Genomic DNA, 20179 nt, shown 5'->3' on the forward strand with positions numbered 1-20179 from the left:
TTTTTTAAGATTCGTGTTTCGCATCTAAACCGGAGTTACATTCGCTTTTAGGATTTTGGAAATCTCGGGACGGCAGCTTCCGCATCCGGTTCCGGCTCCGGTCGTCTTACCGAGTTCTTCCACGGACTTGATTCCGTTTTTGATTTCTTCGCAGAGATTACCTTCGCCGACTCCGTTGCAGGAACAGACTAACTTGCCTACGACCGGTTTTCTCTGCGCACCTCCTCCCGAAAGAAGCTGTTCCCTTCTTTCTCCGAGTTCGATTCCGCTGGAGATCAGTTCTTTGAATTCTTGAAAGTTCGATTTATCACCGATGAGAATCGCCCCGACGAGTTTATCTCCTTTGATGATGCACTTCTTATACTTCCTGCGCTTTCGATCGAGAAAGACGATCTCTTCGTATTCGCCGGATTTATCTTCGGAAAGATCCATAGGAGTATCCGCAAGTCGTAAAGAAACGAGATCGAGTTCCGGAATTTTTAACAGATTGGAATGAATCGATCCATTATAAAAATCGAATGCGTATCCGTATATATGATTGGCCGCGATTTTGGATTGTTCCTCCGTAGCGGAGACCGTCCCGTACATGCCGGAAGAATGTTCGGCGACTTCTCCGATCGCATAAATATCCGGATCGGAGGAGCGCAGGAACGGATCGACTAAGATTCCGTTTTTGCATTCGATGCCGGCGAGTTTTGCCAATTGAAGATTGGCGCTTGTTCCCGTCGCGAACACGATTCCATCGGGTTGAATGACGCTTCCGTCGCTGAGTTTGATGTTTTGAACGCGGGAAGTTCCCTTTATCTTGACGATCTCGGCATTGCGGATGATTTCGATTCCTCTCGCTTCGATTTCTTCATTCAGAATTTCACCGGCTACTGCGTCGAGTTGTTTGGACATGAGTCTGTCCGTTCGGATCAAAACGCTGACACGAACATGCAAAGATTTTAATGCGGCCGCAAGTTCCAAGCCGAGAAGCCCTCCGCCCACGATCAAAACGTGGGTGTCCCTCACGAAAAAACCTTTGATTCGTTCCGCGTCTTCTTTGGAACGAAGCGCAAAGATCCCGTCCATTTCTTTGGGAATCATATTCGGGATAAACGGAGAACTTCCCGTTGCGAAGATGAGCTTATCGTAAGAATGTGTGTTGCCTTTGTCGTCTCGGACGATTTTCCCTTCGGGATGAACCTGAGTGACGGCCGTGTCCGAAAAGATATCGAAGTTCCAGGAAAGAATTTCCTCTTCGCTGACTCCCGTCAAATCTCCGAAGATTTTTTCCCCGCTGATGTAATCCGGAAGTAGGATGCGGTTGTAAAACGGATTCTTTTCTTTGCAAAGAACGGTGATTTCGCTTTCGGAGTCTAAAGCTCTGTAAGAACGCAGGAAGGCAAGAGTCCCGTTTCCTCCGCCTATGATGAGAATCTTTTCTTTCCGTTTTTGATAAACCTTCACTTGAACGGCGGAGATTTTAAAACCGGGTTGTTTAGAAAACGGATCGTAAGCTCCGCTCGTAAGATTGTTCGCGCGCGAATCGTCTCTGCCCAATCGTTTTCCCCAATGCATCGGAAGGAACACGACGCCTTCTTTGATCGATTGGGTGATCGTCGCTTTGACTCTTGTTTTTCCTCTTTCGTTGAAGATTTCAACGATCGTTCCTTCCTCGATGTTTCTGACTCTTGCATCGTTCGGATGAATTTCCAAATACGGTTCGCGTTTGTGTTCGTTGAGTTTGCGTACTTTGCCGGTACGAGTCATCGTATGCCACTGGTCGCGGATTCTTCCCGTGGTAAGAATTAAGGGAAAATGCTCGGTCGCTTTTTCGGAACTGTCCTCGGGTTCGACCGCGTGAATCTTCGCTTTGCCGTTCGGTCTGTAAAACTTGCGATCGGTAAAAAGGCGTTCGGTTCCGCCGTGGTCTTTCGCGGGATACGGCCATTGAACCGATCTCTTTTCCATCAGGATCGAATAATCCAATCCGGCAATGTCGATGTTCGTCCCTTTTGTTAAGCGACAATGTTCTTGAAAGACTTCTCCCTCGTTTTGAAACGCAAAGGAAGAATTCCATCCCATCTTTTTGGCGAACTCGTTTAAGATCCAAGTGTCCGCTTTCGCTTCTCCCGGAGGGTCGATCACTTTCGGAAGATAGGTAATTCGTCTGTCGGAGTTCGTCATCGTCCCCTGTTTTTCCGCCCAACCGGCTGCGGGTAACACGACGTCCGCGAACGGAATCGCCGAAGAATCCTTGGAAATATCTTGAACGACCACAAATTCCGCGGAGCGAAGACCGGATTCGACGAGACGCGCGTCTGGAAGACTCACGGTAGGATTGGTGCAGATGATCCAAATCGCCTTCATCTTTCCCGTGCGAAGATGATCGAACATCTCCGTCGCGCTGTATCCAGGTTTCTCTTGAATGGAATCGACTCCCCAAAACTCGGCGACTTCCGCTCTATGTTCCGGATTTGCCAAGTTTCTATGAGCGGGTAAAAGATTGCAAAGACCGCCGACTTCCCGGCCTCCCATTGCGTTCGGTTGTCCGGTAAGAGAGAACGGACCCGATCCGGGTTTGCCGATCTTTCCGGTTAATAAGGATAAATTGAGAAGGGCGAGGTTCTTATTGACCCCGATCACGCTTTGATTGAGGCCCATCGCCCAAAGAGAAAGAAATCCGTTCGAATTTCCGATCCATTCCGCCGCGGTATAAATTTGCTCGGAAGGAATGTCGCAAGCGTTTGCACAATCCTCGACGGATCGTTGAAATACTTTTTCTTTGAGTTCCTCGAAACCTTCGGTATGATTTTTTAAAAACTCGGAATCGATTCGATCGTGTTCTATTAGAATTCTTGCAATTGCGTGAAAAAGATGAATGTCGCTTCCCGGACGAATCTGCAGATGAAGATCGGCGTCCTCGCAGCTTTCGGTTTTTCTCGGATCGACGACGATCAGTTTTACGTTCGGATTCGATTGTTTTCTCGCTTCGATTCTTCGAAATAGAATGGGATGGCACCAAGCGGGATTGGCGCCTGCGACCAAAAAACAATCCGCGAGTTCTATATCCTCGTAGCTGATGGGAACACTGTCTTCCCCCAAGGCCATTTTGTAACCCACGACCGCGGAACTCATACAAAGTCTTGAGTTCGTATCGATGTTGTTGGTTCCGATAAAACCTTTCGCGATTTTATTCACCACATAGTATTCTTCCGTTAACAACTGACCGGAAACGTAGAATCCGACGGAGTCCGGTCCGTGTTCTTGGATGATTCTCTTAAACTCCTGCGCGACTTTTTGAAGAGCCGTCTCCCAATCGGTTTTAATAGGGGGAGAATTTCGATCTTTTCGTATCGTCGGATGGAATAAACGATCGGAACGGTTTAACAGAGAATAGTTGAGATTCATTCCTTTGGAACAAAGAAGACCTTTGTTTGCCGGATGGGTGGGATCTCCTTCCACTTTCAGTTCCTTTTCGGAATGTTTTTGTATAAGAACTCCGCATCCTACGCCGCAATAAGAGCAGGTAGTTTTAAACGTTTCGCTAATGTTCACAGAATAAGTTTATGCAAGAATGGTACCAGGTTTGAAATGCTGAAATCGAATCTTAAGTTTCTCCCGAATCCGATCGGTATCGCAATCCTCAAAGGTCGGTTTATGAATGCGTAATCGAAATGAAATATATTAGTAAATTATAATATATCTAAAGTGTTGATGACTTTGTGTAGAATTTTAGACTAATTGCTGATTTTTTCCGCATCAACCCTCGAAACGCCGGAGAGAATTTCGATTCGTACGAATTTGGAATAGGCCCTCGAATAAAATTTTCAAGTTATAAGACGACAATTCTCTCTGGAAACGGCTCTTCTCGACTTTCCGCTCAAAAAATAAACCGAAACTGGTACGGTTCTTGCTCTCTTTCTTAAGGAGTCTCAGAGGAGCCTTAGGAATAAGGAAAAAAATTAAAAATGAAAAAGATTAAAGAATTTTTATCTGCCGGTCACTTCCCTACGCTTTTAAGTTCATTCTTATACTTTGATTTCAGCTTCATGGTATGGATGCTCTTAGCGGCTCTCGGAGTTTTTCTCTCCGAAGAATTCGGCTTAAACCCCGCTCAGAAGGGTTTGATGGTATCGATTCCTTTGCTCGGAGGAACTCTTCTAAGAATTCCGATGGGTTTGTTATCCGATCGATTCGGATCGAGAAAGGTTGCTCTTTGCGGAATGTTGCTCACGATGCTTCCTCTCTTTTTAGGATGGCAGTTCGGAAATTCTATGGCCGAAATCTTCGCGATCGGTCTTCTTCTCGGAGTTGCGGGTTCCAGCTTTGCGGTTGCGCTCCCTCTTGCGAGTAAAAGTTATCCTGCAAGATACCAAGGTTTGGTATTGGGAATCGCGGGGGCCGGAAACAGCGGTTCCGTGATCGCAACCTTGTTCGCGCCGGATCTTGCACGCAGCTTCGGATGGCATGCGGTTTTCGGATTCGCTTTGATTCCGATGTCTTTGGTGTTTATCTTCTTCTACTTTTTTGCGAAAGAAGAAGCCGTTCCTTCGTCCGGTAAAACGATTTTGGAATATCTCGCTCCGATTAAATCCAGAGACGCGATGATCTTCAGCTTTTTATACAGCATTACGTTCGGAGGGTTCGTAGGGCTCGCGAGTTTTTTACCGATCTTCTTTTACGATCAATACGGCGCGGATAAGGTTACTACCGGTTTATATACGACCTATTGCATCATCGGAGCAAGTATGATCCGTCCGTTCGGCGGCTATCTCTCCGATAAATTCGGAGGAGCGACCGTTCTTTGTATCGTTCTTCTTTTGGTGTCGATGATCTTTTTCGGAATCTCCACTCTTCCGAGTTTGGGTCTTGTTCTTCCCTTATTTATCTTCCTGATGTTGTGTTTGGGACTCGGAAACGGTTCCGTGTTTCAGTTGGTTCCTTCCCGTTTCAAAAAGGATATCGGAATCGTCACCGGTTTTGTGGGCGCCTTCGGCGGGTTAGGCGGATTTATGGTGCCGAATCTTCTCGGTTCCTTGAAGTCCGGCTGGGGAACGTATGCCGCGGGATTCACGGTTCTCGGTGTGATCGTTTTGATCGCAGCGGCCGTTTTATACGGAACGAACGTTTTCGTTTGGAATCGCATGGAAGAATCTCAACTCGAGATCGAAACGGCTTAATCCAGTTACGTTATCGGGAGAAAAATAAAAATGTCAAAGCAACAGTTGATCGTAGTAGGGAATGGGATGGTCGGCCATAGATTGGTCGAGAAATTGGTTGAATTCGGCGGAATCGAAAAGTTTGATATTCTAATATTCGGAGAGGAGCCCAGAAGAGCGTACGATCGGGTTCATCTTTCCGAATATTTCGCAAACCGTTCCGTGGATCCTTTGTATCTTTCGAAAGAGGACTGGTATTCACAGAACGGGATCGATCTTCACCTGAAGGAGAAAGTGACTTCGGTGGATCCGGTTTCGAAAAAAGTGGAAACTTCTTCCGGAGCGGTTTACTCCTTCGACAAACTCGTGTTTGCCACCGGTTCCGCTCCTTTCGTTCCGACCTTCGAAGGAATCGATAAGAAAGGGGTTTTCGTTTATAGAACGATCGAAGACTTAGAGGAAATTTTAGAATACGGAAAGTCCGTAAAAACCGCCGCCGTGTTAGGCGGAGGACTTTTGGGATTGGAAGCCGCAAAGGCGCTCGTCGATATGAATCTCAAAACCGACGTCGTGGAGTTCGCTCCTCGATTGATGCCTCGTCAGCTGGACGAAGCGGGTTCCTCCATTCTCAGATCGAAAATAGAAGAACTGGGAGTTTCGATTCTTTTGGAAAAGAACACCAAACGAGCGATCGGTGAAGCCGCATTCGCCGGTCTTGAATTTCAAGACGGTTCGATTTTAGAGACGGAAATGCTCGTCGTTTCCGCCGGAATCAGACCGAGGGACGAACTTGCAAAGAATGCGGGAATCGCGGTGGGAGAAAGGGGCGGTATTCAGGTAAACGATCTTCTCGAAACGAGCGCGGACGGAATTTATTCCATCGGTGAATGTGCGCTTCATAACGGAATGATCTACGGTCTCGTGGCTCCCGGTTACGAAATGGCTGAAACCGTAGCACATAATCTTTGTTATTCGGAAAGAGAATCCAAGTCGTATTTGGGTTCGGACTTATCCACGAAATTGAAATTGATCGGAGTGGACGTCGCTTCTTTCGGAGACGCTCTCGGACAATGCCCACACATACCCATCGCATTCAAAAATCCTCTTACGGGGATTTATAAGAAATTGGTAATATCCGAGGACGGTAAAACGCTTCTCGGAGGAATTCTAGTCGGAGACGCGAGCGCTTACGGAAACCTTCTTGCGTTGTATTTAAATAAGATCGAACTTCCTTCCGAACCGGAAAGTCTGATCGTAGGTTCCGTCTCCGCCGAATCGACGTTTGGTGCCGGATCGCTTCCGGACACGGCGAAGATCTGTTCGTGCAACAACGTTTCCAAAGGCGACATCCTAAACGCGATTCGCGACAAAGACTGTTACGAGATGGGCAGTTTGAAGGAATGCACGAAAGCCGGCACGGGATGCGGCGGTTGTATTCCTCAGGTGAATTCTCTTCTTAAGGGAGAATTAAAATCTCTCGGTAAAGTCGTAACGGAACATCTTTGCGAACACTTTCCGTTTTCCAGACAGGAATTGTTCCAAGTCATCAAGGTAAAAAAACTCAAAACTTTCGACGATGTGATCGCGGAAAGCGGTAAAGGAAAAGGATGCGAAGTCTGCAAACCCGCGGTCGCTTCGATTCTTGCGAGTTTATGGAACGAGACGATCGTTCATAAACATCACAGAGAAATTCAGGATACGAACGACAAGTATCTTGCAAACATTCAAAGAGGCGGAACGTATTCTGTCGTGCCGAGGATTCCGGGCGGTGAAATTACTCCGGAAAAACTCATCGTGATCGGAGCCGTTGCAAAGAAGTACAATCTTTACTGCAAGATCACCGGAGGTCAAAGGATCGATCTTCTCGGCGCGAGAATGGAAGACCTTCCGGATATTTGGAAGGATTTGGTCGACGAAGGTTTTGAAAGCGGTCACGCATACGGTAAGGCGATGAGAACCGTAAAGAGCTGCGTCGGTTCGACATGGTGCAGATACGGCGTGCAGGATAGTACTTCGTTTGCGATTCGCATCGAAGAACGTTATCGTGGAATTCGTTCTCCGCATAAATTGAAGGCCGCCGTTTCCGGTTGTATCCGCGAATGTGCGGAAGCGCAAAGCAAGGACTTCGGTTTAATCGCGACCGAAAAAGGATGGAATCTTTACGTAGGCGGCAACGGAGGAGTGACTCCGCAGCACGCGATGCTCCTCGCGGCCGACATCGACGAAGACACTTGTGTGAAATACATCGATCGATTCCTGATGTTCTATATCCGAACCGCGGATAAACTTACAAGAACCGCGGCTTGGCTCAATCAGCTCGAAGGAGGAATCGATTATCTCAAGGACGTGATCGTCAACGATCGTCTTGGAATCAACGAACAGCTCGAAGCCGAGATGCAGATGCTCGTCGACAGCTATCATTGCGAATGGAAGGCGGTTGTGGACGATCCTGAAAAACAGAAGAAGTTTAAACACTTCGTCAACAGCGATCAACCGGATACGAACGTGAAATTCATCCAAGAAAGAGGCCAGATCCGTCCGGTGGATTGGCAAAAGAAAGAACTATCGGTGACCTAAGGAGCTAACATGCAAACTACGATTGAAGAAAAAGTCTGGATTGAAGTCGCTCCCATTTCGGAATTCTCCCGGAACGGGGGGACTTGTGCAAAGATTGGGGACGAGCAAATCGCAATTTTTCATTTCCAACAAGAAGATGAATGGTATGCTTGTGAGAATCGCTGCCCTCATACGGGAGATATGGTTTTATCCAGAGGACTTACCGGTGATTCCCAAGGCGAACCTAAGGTCGCTTGTCCTCTGCATAAGAAATCCTTCTCTCTCAAATCGGGAGAATGTATCTCGGGCGAATCGTATTCCGTCCGCACTTTTCCCGTTAAGGTCGAAGGTGGAACGGTGTACGTTGCCGTAGATTCCTCCGTGGTGGCGAAATGAAAAACGCGGGGTGAGGTTATGATAAGCGACGGTTTCGGCAGGAGTTTTCGAACTCTTAGAATCAGCCTTTTGGATCGTTGCAATTTCGCCTGCACTTACTGCGTGGATCGCGAAACCTCGGAGTTCGGTTTAAAAAAAACGGATTTACTAAAAACGGAAGAATGGGTTCGCATCGTGAAAGGTCTGCATTCCGCTTTAAATCTGAAGAAGGTTCGTCTCACCGGAGGAGAACCGACTCTTTATCCCGGATTGAAAATTCTCGTTCGAGAAATTAAAAACCTGAATATTCCCGAAGTTTCGATCACGACCAACGGTTCGGTTTTATCCAAACAAATCGAGGAATTGAAGGAAGCCGGGCTCGATTCGGTAAACGTTTCTTTGGACGGAGTTACGCAGGAATCGTTTCAAAAGATGAGCCGCCGTTCCGCGTTCAAACAGACGTTAAACGGAATCGATGCGGCCGTTTCGACCGGCATGAAGGTACGAATCAACTGCACGTTGGTTCGCGGAAAAAACGAGGATCAGATTATTCCAATTCTTGAATATTCTTGGAGCAAGGGGATTCTTCCGCGGTTTTTGGAACTGATGAAAATGGGTTATCTTCAGAATTCGGATACGGTTCCGATTTTTAAACAACACGAGATTTTGGACCGCGTGGAAAGCAAATTCGGAACTCTGACTCCGCAGGTCAGAAAAGAATCTTCCACGGCAAATTATTGGACGACGAAGGAAGGACGTTCTTTCGGAATTATCGCAAACGAATCGGCTCCGTTCTGCCGCGATTGCGATCGTCTACGATTGGACAGCAAGGGAAATCTTTACGGTTGTTTGAGTTCCTCGACCGGGTTTCCGCTTCCTAAGTTGATGGAACAGGGGATCGAGATGGAACAGATTCTAACGTTGGCGTTGCGTCAAAAACAGGACGTTCGGTTTAAAGGAAGCGACCTAACCATGATGGCGATCGGAGGTTAAAGATGAACGTAGCGGTAAAAACATTCGGAATTTTAAAGGATCATTTTCAATCCGACTTCGTTCTCAACTTGGAAACTCCGGTTCGCGTACTGGACGTTGTCGAGGAGATGCGCAAAAAGAAACCGGCCACGAGCGGAATTTTGGACGTATCCCTTTGGGCGGTTCAGGATAAAATGGTCGGAGCCGATCGAATCGTGGAAGAAGGGGAAGTCGTATTGATACTTCCTCCTTTGAGCGGAGGTTGACATGCATCTTCAAGAAGAACCGATCGATCTCGCATTCTTAATTTCGCAAGGACACGATCCTTCCAGCGGCGCAGTCGTACTTTTCAGCGGAGAACCCAGAGACAACGCGGGCACGGATCATAAGAAAGTGACTCATCTCTTTTACGAAGCGTATCCTCCGATGGCCGAACCGATGATCGCAAAAATTTTGGAAGAAGCGACAGCGATCTTTCATTTAAAAAAAGCGATCTGCGTTCATAGAACGGGAACCGTTCAACCGGAAGAATCATCCGTCTGTGTGATCACGACTTCTTCGCATCGTAAGGAAGCGTACGAAGCGAATCGATATATTATCGACCGAGTCAAACACGAGGTTCCGATTTGGAAAAAGGAATTTTACGAAGACGGAACTTCGGAATGGACTCTCAATTGCGCGGGTTGCGCCGCGGGCACGACCGGACATGAACGTTATACGCCTTTGAGGGCGCATCGATGATAAAACGAACGCCCATCGGATTGATTCTTTGCGGAGGATATTCCTCGCGCATGGGAAGGGACAAGGGACTTCTTGTCACGGAGGGTCAGTCGTGGGTTCGCAAACGGTACGAACTTTTGCGAGAATTTACCGATCGTTGTTTGATCTCGATCCGAAAAGAACAAAGAGCCGCGTATCAAAAAGAGAACTCTTCCTTTGAATTAGTGGAAGACGTCTTTGAAAATCAAGGACCGATTTCCGGAATTCTTTCCGCGCATCTTGGCGATACGACCGCCGATTATTTGGTTATCGCATGCGATATGCCGATCCTAAATCCGACGATTCTCGTCCGGCTCTTGGAAGAATATCGGAACGATTCCGGAAAATCAGCGTATGCATGGAGAAGTCAGGATTGTATCGAACCGTTTCCTGCGATTTATACGTCCGAACTATTGAAAAATACATTCAAAAAATGGAATTCTTCTTCTAAGACCGGTTCGCCGAGCGGGATTTTAAAGGAAGCGGAAACGAAATGGATCGAGTTCGATTCTTCCGACGCGCTTGAAAACGCATTCATCAATTATAATACTCCGAACGAAATCGGAATCCCTTCGGAGGTCGTAGTATGAATGCGGAATACGGAAAAGTTTATTTGGTCGGCGCTGGTCCTGGAGACCCGGAGCTTCTTACACGCAAGGCCGTCAAAATTCTCCGCATGGCGGAAGTGGTCCTTTACGACGACTTGGTTTCTTCTAAGATATTGAAACTGTGCCGTAAAAAAACGGAACTTATCTACGTGGGCAAACGGTTGGGACAACACAGTTGTCAGCAAGTCGACCTCAATCAAAAGATCGCCGACGCCGCGCTGCAGTATAAAACCGTGATTCGGCTCAAAGGAGGAGATCCTTCCGTCTTCGGACGAGTAGGCGAGGAATACGAATTCCTTCTGAATTTGGGAATCGAATGCGAGATCGTGGCCGGTATTACGACCGCTTCCGGCGCCGTTGCGAGTCTCGGTTTTCCGCTTACGCATCGCGAATATTCCAAAGAAATTCTTTATCTTTCGGGTCATGGAAAGAATGGAAAAAATTCTCAGAGCTTCAAAAATCTTTCCTGTGAAGGAAAAACTCTCGTCGTTTATATGGGTTTGAATTCACTCAAAGAGATTGTGGATGATCTGATCGAAAGTGGAAATCCGGAAAGTCTTCCCGTCGGGATCGTGGAAAACGCGACGCTCGCGCATCAAAGAATCGTTACGGGAAATTTGGGAAACATTCGTGTTGTGGCCGAAAAGAGCGAAGTCAGTTCACCTGCGCTTCTGATTATCGGAGACATCATCGATTATTATCTGAAAATGGATTCTCTTCGAACGCTCATCCATCGTCCTCATACTTTCAGTTAGGACAAAAGAATGATCGATATTACTGAAAAAAAAATCAGCCTTCGTTCGGCGACGGCTGAGGGGTTCGTATATTGTACGCCCGAAACCCTGAAAAGAATTAAGGAGAATTCCCTGCCGAAAGGCGATCTTTTCGGAGTCGCAAAGGCAAGCGGTTTGCTCGCATCAAAAAAAACTTCCGACCTGATTCCCCATTGTCATCCGGTCAATATCGATTCATTCGATCTTACGTTCGAATTGGTGGAGAGGGGCGTAAGAATTCTCGCAAGCGGAAAATCGATCGGAAAGACCGGAATCGAAATGGAAGTGTTGACCGGTTTGAGCGTCGCCGCTCTGACGATTTACGATTTGTTAAAACCGATCGATAAGGAATTGGAGATTTCTTCCGTTCGTCTTTTGGAAAAGAAGGGCGGTAAGAGCGAGACGCAAATTTCCAAATTTGCGGATGGAGCAAAAGCCGCCATTCTGGTTTGTTCCGATTCCACGTTTGCGGGTAAACGCGAGGATGGTTCAGGCAAAGTCATCGAAGATATATTCAAAGAATCGAATGTACAATTGGCCGATTACCGGATCGTTCCCGACGAGCCGGAGGAGATCCGAAAGAAAGTTCTTTCTTGGGTCGAACTCGGAATCGATCTCATCGTGACCACGGGTGGAACGGGCCTTGGACCGAGAGACAACACGACGGATACGGTAAGGGCTTTATTGGATCAGGAAATTCCCGGAATCGCGGAAGCGATGCGATCCTTTGGCCAGGACAGAACTCCGTATGCGATGTTGTCCCGTTCCTTGGCGGGGAGAATCAAAAAGACTTTGGTCGTATGTGTGCCGGGCAGCTCCAACGGTGCAAGAGAAAGTCTCAAGGCGATTTTTCCGGCGATCTTTCACGCAAAAAAAATGATGCGGGGAGAGGGGCATTGATCTCCATCGAAGAAGCGATTTCGAAAATTCTGTCGCAGATTCCGAAGTCGGAGATCGAAGTTCTTCCCTTAAAGGAAAGCCTAGGAAGAGTATTGGCGCAGGATATTTCCGCGGATCGGGATTATCCTCCTTTTCCTCGTTCGACTATGGACGGTTATGCGATTCGGAGCGATCGATATGAATCCGGCAAAGTCTATCACTGTAAAAAAGAGGTCTTTGCGGGAATGGAATCCGTTCTCGATCCAGGAGAAGAAATCGTTAAGATCATGACCGGTGCGGCCGTTCCGGCGGGTTTGGACGCCGTGATTAAAATCGAGGAAAGCGAAGAAGTCTCCAAAAATTCTTCCGAAACGCAAGTGCGTTTGAACTCGAAAAAAGTATTCCAATATTTGAATATAGCTCTTCAGGGAGAGGATTTAAAACGGGGCGATTTCGTTTTAAAAACGGGAACGAAGATCCTGATGCCGGAAATTTCTTTGCTGGCTTCGTTAGGAATCGATCGGGTTTCCGTGAGTTCTCTTCCGAAAGTTACGATCATCTCGACCGGAAACGAGGTCATTCCGATCGACGCAAAGCCGAATCCGGTTCAGATTCGGGATTCCAATTCCTATTCGTTGCTCGCGATGTTGCGCAAATACGAAATCATCCCTCAGGCCGCACTTCTTGTTCCGGATGAAGAATCGAAAATCGACCGGGCCTTGGAACAAGGATTAAATTCGGACATTCTTCTTTTGTCCGGCGGTGTTTCTATGGGAAGCATGGATTTGGTTCCGCCCTTGTTAAAACGACTTGGAGTCGAGGAAGTTTTTCACAAAGTTCATCTCAAACCCGGTAAGCCGATTTGGTTCGGTCGCAAGGAAAAAACCGCGGTGTTCGGTTTGCCCGGAAATCCGTTCAGCGTCCAGGTTTGTGCGAGACTTTTTTTGGATCCTTATATTCGAGCCTACCTGGGTTTGCCTATTCTACCGGCCCAAAGATATTCATTTTTTGGAATGCGTAAAAAGAAGAATTCTTTGCCGGAATACTTTCCGGTTTGTTTCGAGACGAAGGAACTGACCGGTATTGCGGCAAAGTCGTTTAACGGAAGCGGCGATATTCGAGCGGGATTGTCTTCGGACGGAATCGCCTTACATCCACCGGACCGATCGGAAATCAACGACGGAGACGTTCTGGATTTTCTTCCTTGGTAAACGAATTCGGTCGATCGACGTACTAAAAAGAAAAGAGAAACCGTTTTACGAAACGAGATTTGCGGCGATTCTTACGATCGAAGAACCCGTTTTCCGTCGAAAACCTTTTCCAACAACTCTGCGAGATCGCTTTTGCGAAACGGTTTTCTAAGACTTGCATGAAAACCGTATTCCTTCGGGGAAGAGATGATCGGATCTTCCGAATAACCGCTGGAAGCGATCGCAATCACATCGGGATCGATCTTTCTGATTTCGGAAATCGTTTTTTCACCGCCCATGCCGCCTGGAATCGTAAGATCGAAAATCAAAACATCGAACGGCCGACGCAAATCTCTTGCTTTCGTAAAAAGTTGAATGGCTTCGGCTCCGTTCTTTGCATGTGCCGTCGTATAACCCATTCTTTCCAGCATATCCGAAAAAATTTCGAGAATGAATTCTTCATCGTCCATAATGAGAATTTTTCCCCGGCCTTGATGATATTTCGGATCGCGTTTGTGAACGCCTTCGATTTTATTTTTGGACATCGGGAGATAAATGTTGAACGTGCTTCCTAAGCCCGGTTCGGAGATGACTTCGATTCCTCCGTCGTGTTTTTGAATGATGGAATACGAAGTTGCCAGTCCGAGTCCGGTTCCTTTTTGTTTCGTCGTAAAGAACGGTTCAAAAATTCGGGAAAGGAGATCCTTGGGAATTCCGATTCCGCTGTCTTTCACGGAGATGAGAGCATATTCACCTTCTTGCAAGTGTTTCGCATTGTCTTTCGGAAGATACGCGTTCTTTGCGGTAACTTGAATCGTTCCTCCCAACGGCATGGATTGAATGGAATTGATGATGATGTTTTCGATGACTTGATGGATTTGGTTTTCGTCGAAATCGCAAAGACAAAGGTTCGGATCGATATCGAAATGGCAGGAAACGTTCGAGCCGCTCAATGCGAAAAGAACACAGTCGTTTAACAAAGGAGCCAACGAACCGGTCTTACGAATCGGTTTTCCTCCTTTTGCAAAGGTAAGAAGTTGTTGCGTCAAATCTCTCGCACGATTGAACACATTGATCGCCTTATCGAGATGCCTTGCGATCGGATCGTCGTCGCTGACCTTTTCGCGCGCAAGATCTATATAACCGAAAATTCCTCCGAGTAGGTTGTTGAAGTCGTGAGCGATTCCCCCCGCAAGTACCCCCAGACTTTCCAGTTTTTGGGCATGCAGCAATCTTCGTTCCAATTCGAGACGATCGGATTCCGCTTTTTTTCGATCCGTGATATCGGTGCCGATGCTGATCGTTCCGATTACGTCTCCCTCGGCGTTTTGAAGAAGGGTATTGTCCCATTGAATCAATCTTTTCTCGCCGCTTCTCGTCTGGAGATAATTATCGTAATGTAAGGGAAGAGTTTTTGTTTTGACCGCTTCTTTAAAAATAGAGCGAACTTGATCTTTCTCTTGTTCCGGCAAAAAATAATCGAACCAGTTTTTACCGATGATTTCTTCGCGTTTCCATCCGCTTAGGTTTAAAAGGTAATCGTTGCAAAAGGTAATGTTCGCCTCGGAATCAAGCCCCAATCCGATCAGATTTATATTTTCAAGAGTGACTCTGAATCGTCTTTCGGATTCGATCAATGCCGTTTCGGCCGCCTTCTGTTCTTCGGTTTCTTTTTTTAAAAGAAGAAAATAGCGATTCAATATGAAGAATAATAAGACCGTCGTGGTCGTAACGAAGGCCCAGCCTTTGTATGTTTGCAGAGTTGTAAGAATGAAAGGATCGAACGACAATAAACTGATAAATTGATCGGAAAAAAAAATCCAAGCCGATGCAAGAAGCAAGTATAAGAAAGAAATTCGAGCGGGGGCTGAAATCGGCAAATTTTGAATCATATATCGTAAGTTATAAAATGATACTTTCCTATTTTGAATGAGAATTCCAATTTAATTTCGACGATTTTATTTTTTCGATTTCGGGAAAGTATTTTCCTGATTTGCGATTGTTCGTGAACGATTTATTTTATAACCCTTTGTACTTAGTTGTCGATTTCATTTTTTTTCGGAAACTAGGAAGTTCTTCGCTTTCGTTTCTTTATTTTCGACAAAAGTCTCTTGCAATTTTTTTAATCCGACTTCGCGAAAAAACGAAATCCGCTTTCGCGTGTTCGACTTCAGAGCAAAATGATCTTGTAAGACGGCGCAGATCCTTAAGATTGTGCCCTAATGATTTCAGCTCTGCGTTTCTTTCTTCCCGCAAAACCGAAACCTCTTTTACCGAAAGATGAAATCGATCGGCAGTATCCTCGATTTCGGTGGAGAATTTTAGAGGCAACCTTTATCGGTTATGCGGTTTTTTATCTCGTCAGAAATAATTTCCCCGTCGTTTCCAAAGAAATGGGGGAGGCACTTCATTACAGCCAAGAGCAGATTACGAATATTCTCGCGGTTACAGCGATCACGTACGGTCTTGGAAAATTTGTGATGGGCGCTTTGTCCGATCGAAGCAATCCGAAATACTTTATGCCTTTGGGTTTGATTTTAACCGCGGTTTGTAATTTTATTTTTGGATCTTCCAGTTCATACGAGGTTCATTTTTATCTCTGGGCTTTGAACGGATTGGTTCAAGGAATGGGCTGGCCTCCTTGCGGACGTTCTCTTGGACATTGGTTCGGAGTGACGGAAAGAGGCGCTAAATTCGCGATTTGGAATATTGCGCACAACGTCGGCGGCGGTTTAGTCGGCGTCGTCGCCGCTTACAGCGCGGCTTGGTGGGGTTGGAGAAACGCGTTCTATATTCCCGCGTCGATTGCGATCGTAACCGCGGTATATCTTCTTTTTCGATTAGTGGATACTCCGCAGTCTGTGGGTCTTCCTCCGATCGAAGAATATCAAGAAGATCCGGAAAAAGAATCCAGAATTTCCGCGCAAGAACAGGAAAGGGAACTGTCGTTTCGGGAAATCATAGTCGGTTCCGTATTAAAGAATTATTATATTTGGACGTTTGCCCTCGCAAACTTTTTCGTCTATGTGGTTCGCTATAGTTTAACGGATATCGGTCCTACATATCTCAAGTTCGCAAAAGGGGCGACGTTGGAAAAAGGCGGGGTCAGCACCCTGATTTATGAATTCGCAGGAATCGGTTCCACGTTATTGGTGGGTTGGGGTTCGGATAAGCTCGGAGGTAAAAGGGGAATGGTGAGTTTTCTTTGTATGCTCCCCATTTTATCCGCTTTGATCGCCTTATTGTTTACCCCACCCGGTCATCTTTGGTTGGATTTGACGTTGTTCGGCGTGGTCGGCTTTTTTATTTATCCGCCTGTGATGTTGTTAGGCGTTGCCGGTTTGGATTTTACCTCCAAAAAGGCGGTCGGAACCGCTGCGGGATTTATCGGTCTGTTCGGATATTTGGGAAGAACGGCGCTTTCGAAAGCGATCGGGTGGCTGAGCAAACAACCGGGCTTTCATTGGGAACAATCTTTGTATTTGATTATTGCTTCGACTTTGATCGCTCTTGCGCTGCTTGCGATTACTTGGAGCTGGAAACCGAAGGCCTAAAAGCCTTCGGGGAAAGTTTAAATTTCTTAACTTTTTCGCTCGTTAAAAAACATTCAGAAATTTTAAAGTTCTACGCAGATAATATTTGCGGAAGAACCGATCGTATCACAGGCCGAAGCAAAGTAAGATAGTGCGTTCGAATCTGTGCTGCCGGCCCAACCGGTCATTCCACTCGCAGACGAAGAATTGCTCGTCCAGTTGCCGCAGTTTTGACCTAATAGAACGGTCCAAGTATTGTCCATTCCCGTAATATAACCGCAGGCAGGGCTTCCCATCGCAGGGCAAGCGAACGCTGCGGTAACTCCCGCGTTACCGCTGACTTTATTGCTCCAAGAAAAAGGAAGAATCGCTCCGCTATTGGAGTTTGCGATAATCGTGGTTGTGTTGTCTCTGTAATATGTGTAAAGAGGTTTCAACGGCCAGTCGCTGCTCGGAGTCGGTAACGGTTTTCTTGTGGACGTTCCGATCATAGCCGCGACGGATCCGGTAATATAACCGGGTTTATTCGAGTTGCAGATCGTATCCGCTCCCGCCTTTCCGCCCGTGTTACCGGTTCCGCTCGCAATCGGAGCAAGATACATTCTTTTATCATTATCGGTGATCGTAATGTCCGAAGTCACGGAAACGTTAGTCGCACTTCCTATCGATTGAGCCACTCTTGCCGTGATCGTCTCGCTCTCATTTGCAAAATCGGGAGTGCCTGTTTCGTTCGTAGCGTTGACCGTGCGATTGACGGTCGTCGTGGAAAGAGTTGTCGGTAATGCGGAAGTGACGCTTAGGTTTGAAGGAAAACTAGGATAAGTCACGCTTACGGACGAACCCGCAACCGGACCCGGCGGATGGGAAAGACTCAGAGAAAAATTATTCGAAGGATTGGACGTTCCTTCTACGATTGTAAGGGTTGAAGTAATCACGACCGAATAACAATAAACGTCTATATCCGTAACTGTAGCGGAGGCCGTACCGGAATAATTATAAATGTTGCAGGAAAGATTTGCGGGAAACGAAGAAATGGAAACATCGTAAGAGGAACCGCTGCTCAGAGAAGAAGAGAATTGATAACTCCCCGCACCACCCGTAATCCCCGGAGAAGTGGGGGTGAGGATCACATTGGAACTTCCGTTGGAAAGAGTAATACTTCCGCTCACAAGTCCGGAAATATGTCCACCGTAGGAAATGCCGTTGCTCCCGCTTGATCCGCCGCTTTGCTGATTGCCGTTTACGGGCGTATTAACGACTTCCGTGGCAACAATTTGGATCACACCGCCTAAACCTTTGGAAGCGTCGAACTGAACCTTGTCCGCTTGAGCGCATTGAAAAAGAATCAGAATAGGAATGAGAAAAAGGGTTTGTTTACGCATAGGAATTTCCTCATTCAATTTAACCGTCGGTATAAAATTTATTGACTAGTTTCCGAGAATTTATCAAAAAAATTCGATAATTTCCGTTCTATAAATCGGGAGCTTTAATTGAATAGGTAAGGTCCGTTGAAAGCGGATTGCCGGCATTCCAATCCGAAAAGCGAGAAATCCGCCTTAATTTAGCGTATTCGATTCCGGTCGGAAAACCGGCAGTTTTTACACTTGCCTTCCCTTCTTACCCTAAAAAAGTTTTAGATATGGTACACCCTTGGCATGATATTTCCCCCGGCGATCAAGTTCCGGAAATCGTAAACGGCGTCATCGAAATCAAACGCGGCAGCCGTGCAAAATACGAAGTCGATAAAGAATACGGGATTCTCAAACTCGACCGAGTTTTATACTCTTCTTTTTATTATCCGGCCAATTACGGATTTATTCCTCAGTCGTATTGCGGGGATCACGATCCTCTCGACATTCTCGTTTTATCGCAAGTGGAACTAGAGCCTTTGTGTTTAGTAAAAGCGAAAGTCGTCGGAGTGATGAGAATGTTGGATTCGGGAGAAGAAGACGACAAGATTATCGCGGTCGCGGCGAACGATATGTCCGTAAATCATATCAACGATATTTCCGAACTTCCACCGCACTTCACATTGGAACTCAAACATTTCTTTGAAGATTATAAAAAACTCGAAAACAAAACGGTCGTCATTGAAGAATTTCAGAACGCCGAATTGGCGAGAAAGATCGTTTTGGATTCTTTGGAATTGTATAAGAAAACATTTCCGAAAAAATGATTTTTCTTTTCGTTCAAAAAACGTCCGGGTTCGACGAGGACGCTTTTTGAACGGAAGAATTCTCCGTTTAAACTTGTCCGGGAAAATCTCCGGGTTTGGTTCTCCATCTTCTGTGAACCCAAAAGTATTGCTCCGGATACAATTTGACTTCTTCTTCTAAGGCTTTCGTCCAAACTTCCGTATAATGACGGATCGCGGCTTCGCGATCGGGAAAGGCTTTCTTATCCACAAAACCTAAGTCCTTTACGCGAACGATTACCTTTCCGTGTTCACCGCAAAGAACCGAATACAAAAGCATCTTGGCTCCGGTGAGATAGGCCATCAATGCGGGGCCTTGATATGTGGAAGCGGGACGATTGAAAAAGTTTACGAAGATTCCCACCTTGCCCGCGTTTTGATCCGAACCGAATCCTACCCAATATCCCTGCTTCAACATCTTCGTGACTTGGCTGGATTCTTCGGTGGAAACGAGTCTGATGTTGTTCTTTGTTCTGAGTTTATAAATCAGTTTATCTACGAACGGGTTTCTTACTTTTTTATAAATCCCTCCGCCTTTCATGCGGATTCCCATAAACTGAACGAGGATTTCCCAAGTACCAAAGTGACCCGAAATCAAAACGACCCCGACTCCTTCTTCGTTGGTTTTCTTTTCGATCGCTAAAGATTCAGGATCATATACGAGATAACGATCCATCCATTTTTGGTTCAAGCGCGGCGCGAATAAGGTTCCCGCTACGAGATTTCCGATATGGAGAATACTCTTCCAGACGAGTTCTTTTTTCTGCGCTTCCGTATATTCCGGAAATGCGTGTGATATATTATCATACGCGATTTTTCTATGCTTTCTCGCAAACGGATACAAAAGAATGACAAGAAATCTTCCGTATAAAAGACACAAACGATACGGTAAAATTCGAAACGGAAGATAAAAAAGATAAACAAAGATAAAAGACGGTATATAACGAATCAAGGTATCCCCAAGAACTAGTTTTTACAGCGTGTTCTAAAAACGAATCTCTTATGATCGAAAAGGTCAAGCTGCAAGGTCTGTCGAAAAGGACAGGTTCTTATGCAAAGGGACCGTTTTCCGCGCGGATTGACAAGCAAAAGAACGGCTGATTTTCACCGCCTTTATTGTACAATCAAACTAAGCAAGGTTTCATTCTTTGTTTTAAAAATGGAGTCTCCGAGAGTTGACCGCAAAGGGCAGG

At 46.3% G+C, this 20179-nt stretch carries 16 protein-coding genes; 12 read left to right on the forward strand and 4 right to left on the reverse strand.

Features of this window, described 5'->3' with window-relative positions:
* Nucleotides 1–24: 24 nt before the first annotated feature.
* Entirely contained in the window at nucleotides 25–3543 is a 3519-nt protein-coding gene (locus tag LFX17_RS01260) for a molybdopterin-dependent oxidoreductase (protein ID WP_238744655.1), read from the reverse strand.
* 413 nt (nucleotides 3544–3956) lie between these two features.
* Between LFX17_RS01260 and LFX17_RS01265 the strand changes: the two genes are divergently transcribed.
* From LFX17_RS01265 to LFX17_RS01310, 10 genes are read left to right on the forward strand one after another with little or no spacing between them, the layout of a single operon-like run.
* Nucleotides 3957–5168 (forward strand): nitrate/nitrite transporter, encoded by a 1212-nt coding sequence (locus LFX17_RS01265; protein ID WP_238744656.1) that lies wholly within the window; start codon nucleotides 3957–3959, stop codon nucleotides 5166–5168.
* Between the two features lie 30 nt (nucleotides 5169–5198).
* Nucleotides 5199–7724, forward strand: a complete 2526-nt coding sequence (nirB, locus tag LFX17_RS01270; RefSeq protein ID WP_238744657.1) for a nitrite reductase large subunit NirB — start codon at nucleotides 5199–5201, stop codon at nucleotides 7722–7724.
* A gap of 9 nt (nucleotides 7725–7733) precedes the next feature.
* Nucleotides 7734–8099, forward strand: coding sequence for a nitrite reductase small subunit NirD (gene nirD / locus LFX17_RS01275; protein ID WP_238728499.1), 366 nt, complete (start codon nucleotides 7734–7736; stop codon nucleotides 8097–8099).
* An 18-nt stretch (nucleotides 8100–8117) separates the two neighbouring features.
* Complete coding sequence (locus LFX17_RS01280; protein ID WP_238744658.1) at nucleotides 8118–9071, forward strand: GTP 3',8-cyclase MoaA; 954 nt, start codon at nucleotides 8118–8120, stop codon at nucleotides 9069–9071.
* A 2-nt stretch (nucleotides 9072–9073) separates the two neighbouring features.
* Nucleotides 9074–9316 carry a MoaD/ThiS family protein gene (locus LFX17_RS01285; RefSeq protein WP_238728503.1) on the forward strand — a complete coding sequence of 81 codons (243 nt, stop codon included), beginning with the start codon at nucleotides 9074–9076 and terminating at the stop codon, nucleotides 9314–9316.
* A 1-nt stretch (nucleotide 9317) separates the two neighbouring features.
* Nucleotides 9318–9791, forward strand: a complete 474-nt coding sequence (locus LFX17_RS01290) for a molybdenum cofactor biosynthesis protein MoaE (RefSeq protein ID WP_238744659.1) — start codon at nucleotides 9318–9320, stop codon at nucleotides 9789–9791.
* The gene (locus tag LFX17_RS01295) at nucleotides 9788–10399 is read left to right on the forward strand and encodes a molybdenum cofactor guanylyltransferase (protein WP_238744660.1); all 612 of its coding nucleotides are present in this window, start codon (nucleotides 9788–9790) and stop codon (nucleotides 10397–10399) included. Before LFX17_RS01290 ends, LFX17_RS01295 begins: the two co-directional genes overlap by 4 nt.
* Nucleotides 10396–11172, forward strand: a complete 777-nt coding sequence (gene cobA / locus LFX17_RS01300) for a uroporphyrinogen-III C-methyltransferase (protein ID WP_238744661.1) — start codon at nucleotides 10396–10398, stop codon at nucleotides 11170–11172. The genes LFX17_RS01295 and cobA overlap by 4 nt, the downstream gene beginning before the upstream one ends.
* A 9-nt stretch (nucleotides 11173–11181) precedes the next feature.
* Nucleotides 11182–12090, forward strand: a complete 909-nt coding sequence (moaCB, locus tag LFX17_RS01305) for a bifunctional molybdenum cofactor biosynthesis protein MoaC/MoaB (RefSeq protein ID WP_238744662.1) — start codon at nucleotides 11182–11184, stop codon at nucleotides 12088–12090.
* Nucleotides 12087–13280 (forward strand): molybdopterin molybdotransferase MoeA, encoded by a 1194-nt coding sequence (locus tag LFX17_RS01310; protein WP_238744663.1) that lies wholly within the window; start codon nucleotides 12087–12089, stop codon nucleotides 13278–13280. The genes moaCB and LFX17_RS01310 overlap by 4 nt, the downstream gene beginning before the upstream one ends.
* 71 nt (nucleotides 13281–13351) lie before the next feature.
* Here the strand turns inward: LFX17_RS01310 and LFX17_RS01315 are convergent, their stop codons facing one another.
* Nucleotides 13352–15151 (reverse strand): hybrid sensor histidine kinase/response regulator, encoded by a 1800-nt coding sequence (locus LFX17_RS01315; RefSeq protein WP_238744664.1) that lies wholly within the window; start codon nucleotides 15149–15151, stop codon nucleotides 13352–13354.
* A gap of 330 nt (nucleotides 15152–15481) precedes the next feature.
* Between LFX17_RS01315 and LFX17_RS01320 the strand changes: the two genes are divergently transcribed.
* Nucleotides 15482–16813, forward strand: coding sequence for an MFS transporter (locus LFX17_RS01320; protein WP_238744665.1), 1332 nt, complete (start codon nucleotides 15482–15484; stop codon nucleotides 16811–16813).
* A gap of 62 nt (nucleotides 16814–16875) precedes the next feature.
* Here the strand turns inward: LFX17_RS01320 and LFX17_RS01325 are convergent, their stop codons facing one another.
* On the reverse strand, nucleotides 16876–18174 hold the full coding sequence (locus LFX17_RS01325; RefSeq protein WP_238728515.1) for a DUF1554 domain-containing protein: 1299 nt from the start codon (nucleotides 18172–18174) through the stop codon (nucleotides 16876–16878).
* Between the two features lie 257 nt (nucleotides 18175–18431).
* Between LFX17_RS01325 and LFX17_RS01330 the strand changes: the two genes are divergently transcribed.
* Nucleotides 18432–18968, forward strand: a complete 537-nt coding sequence (locus tag LFX17_RS01330; RefSeq protein ID WP_118954257.1) for an inorganic diphosphatase — start codon at nucleotides 18432–18434, stop codon at nucleotides 18966–18968.
* Between the two features lie 67 nt (nucleotides 18969–19035).
* Here the strand turns inward: LFX17_RS01330 and LFX17_RS01335 are convergent, their stop codons facing one another.
* Nucleotides 19036–19938, reverse strand: coding sequence for a lysophospholipid acyltransferase family protein (locus LFX17_RS01335; protein WP_238744666.1), 903 nt, complete (start codon nucleotides 19936–19938; stop codon nucleotides 19036–19038).
* Nucleotides 19939–20179: the final 241 nt, after the last annotated feature.

The sequence above is a fragment of the Leptospira sanjuanensis genome (assembly GCF_022267375.1).
Taxonomy (GTDB): domain Bacteria; phylum Spirochaetota; class Leptospiria; order Leptospirales; family Leptospiraceae; genus Leptospira; species Leptospira sanjuanensis.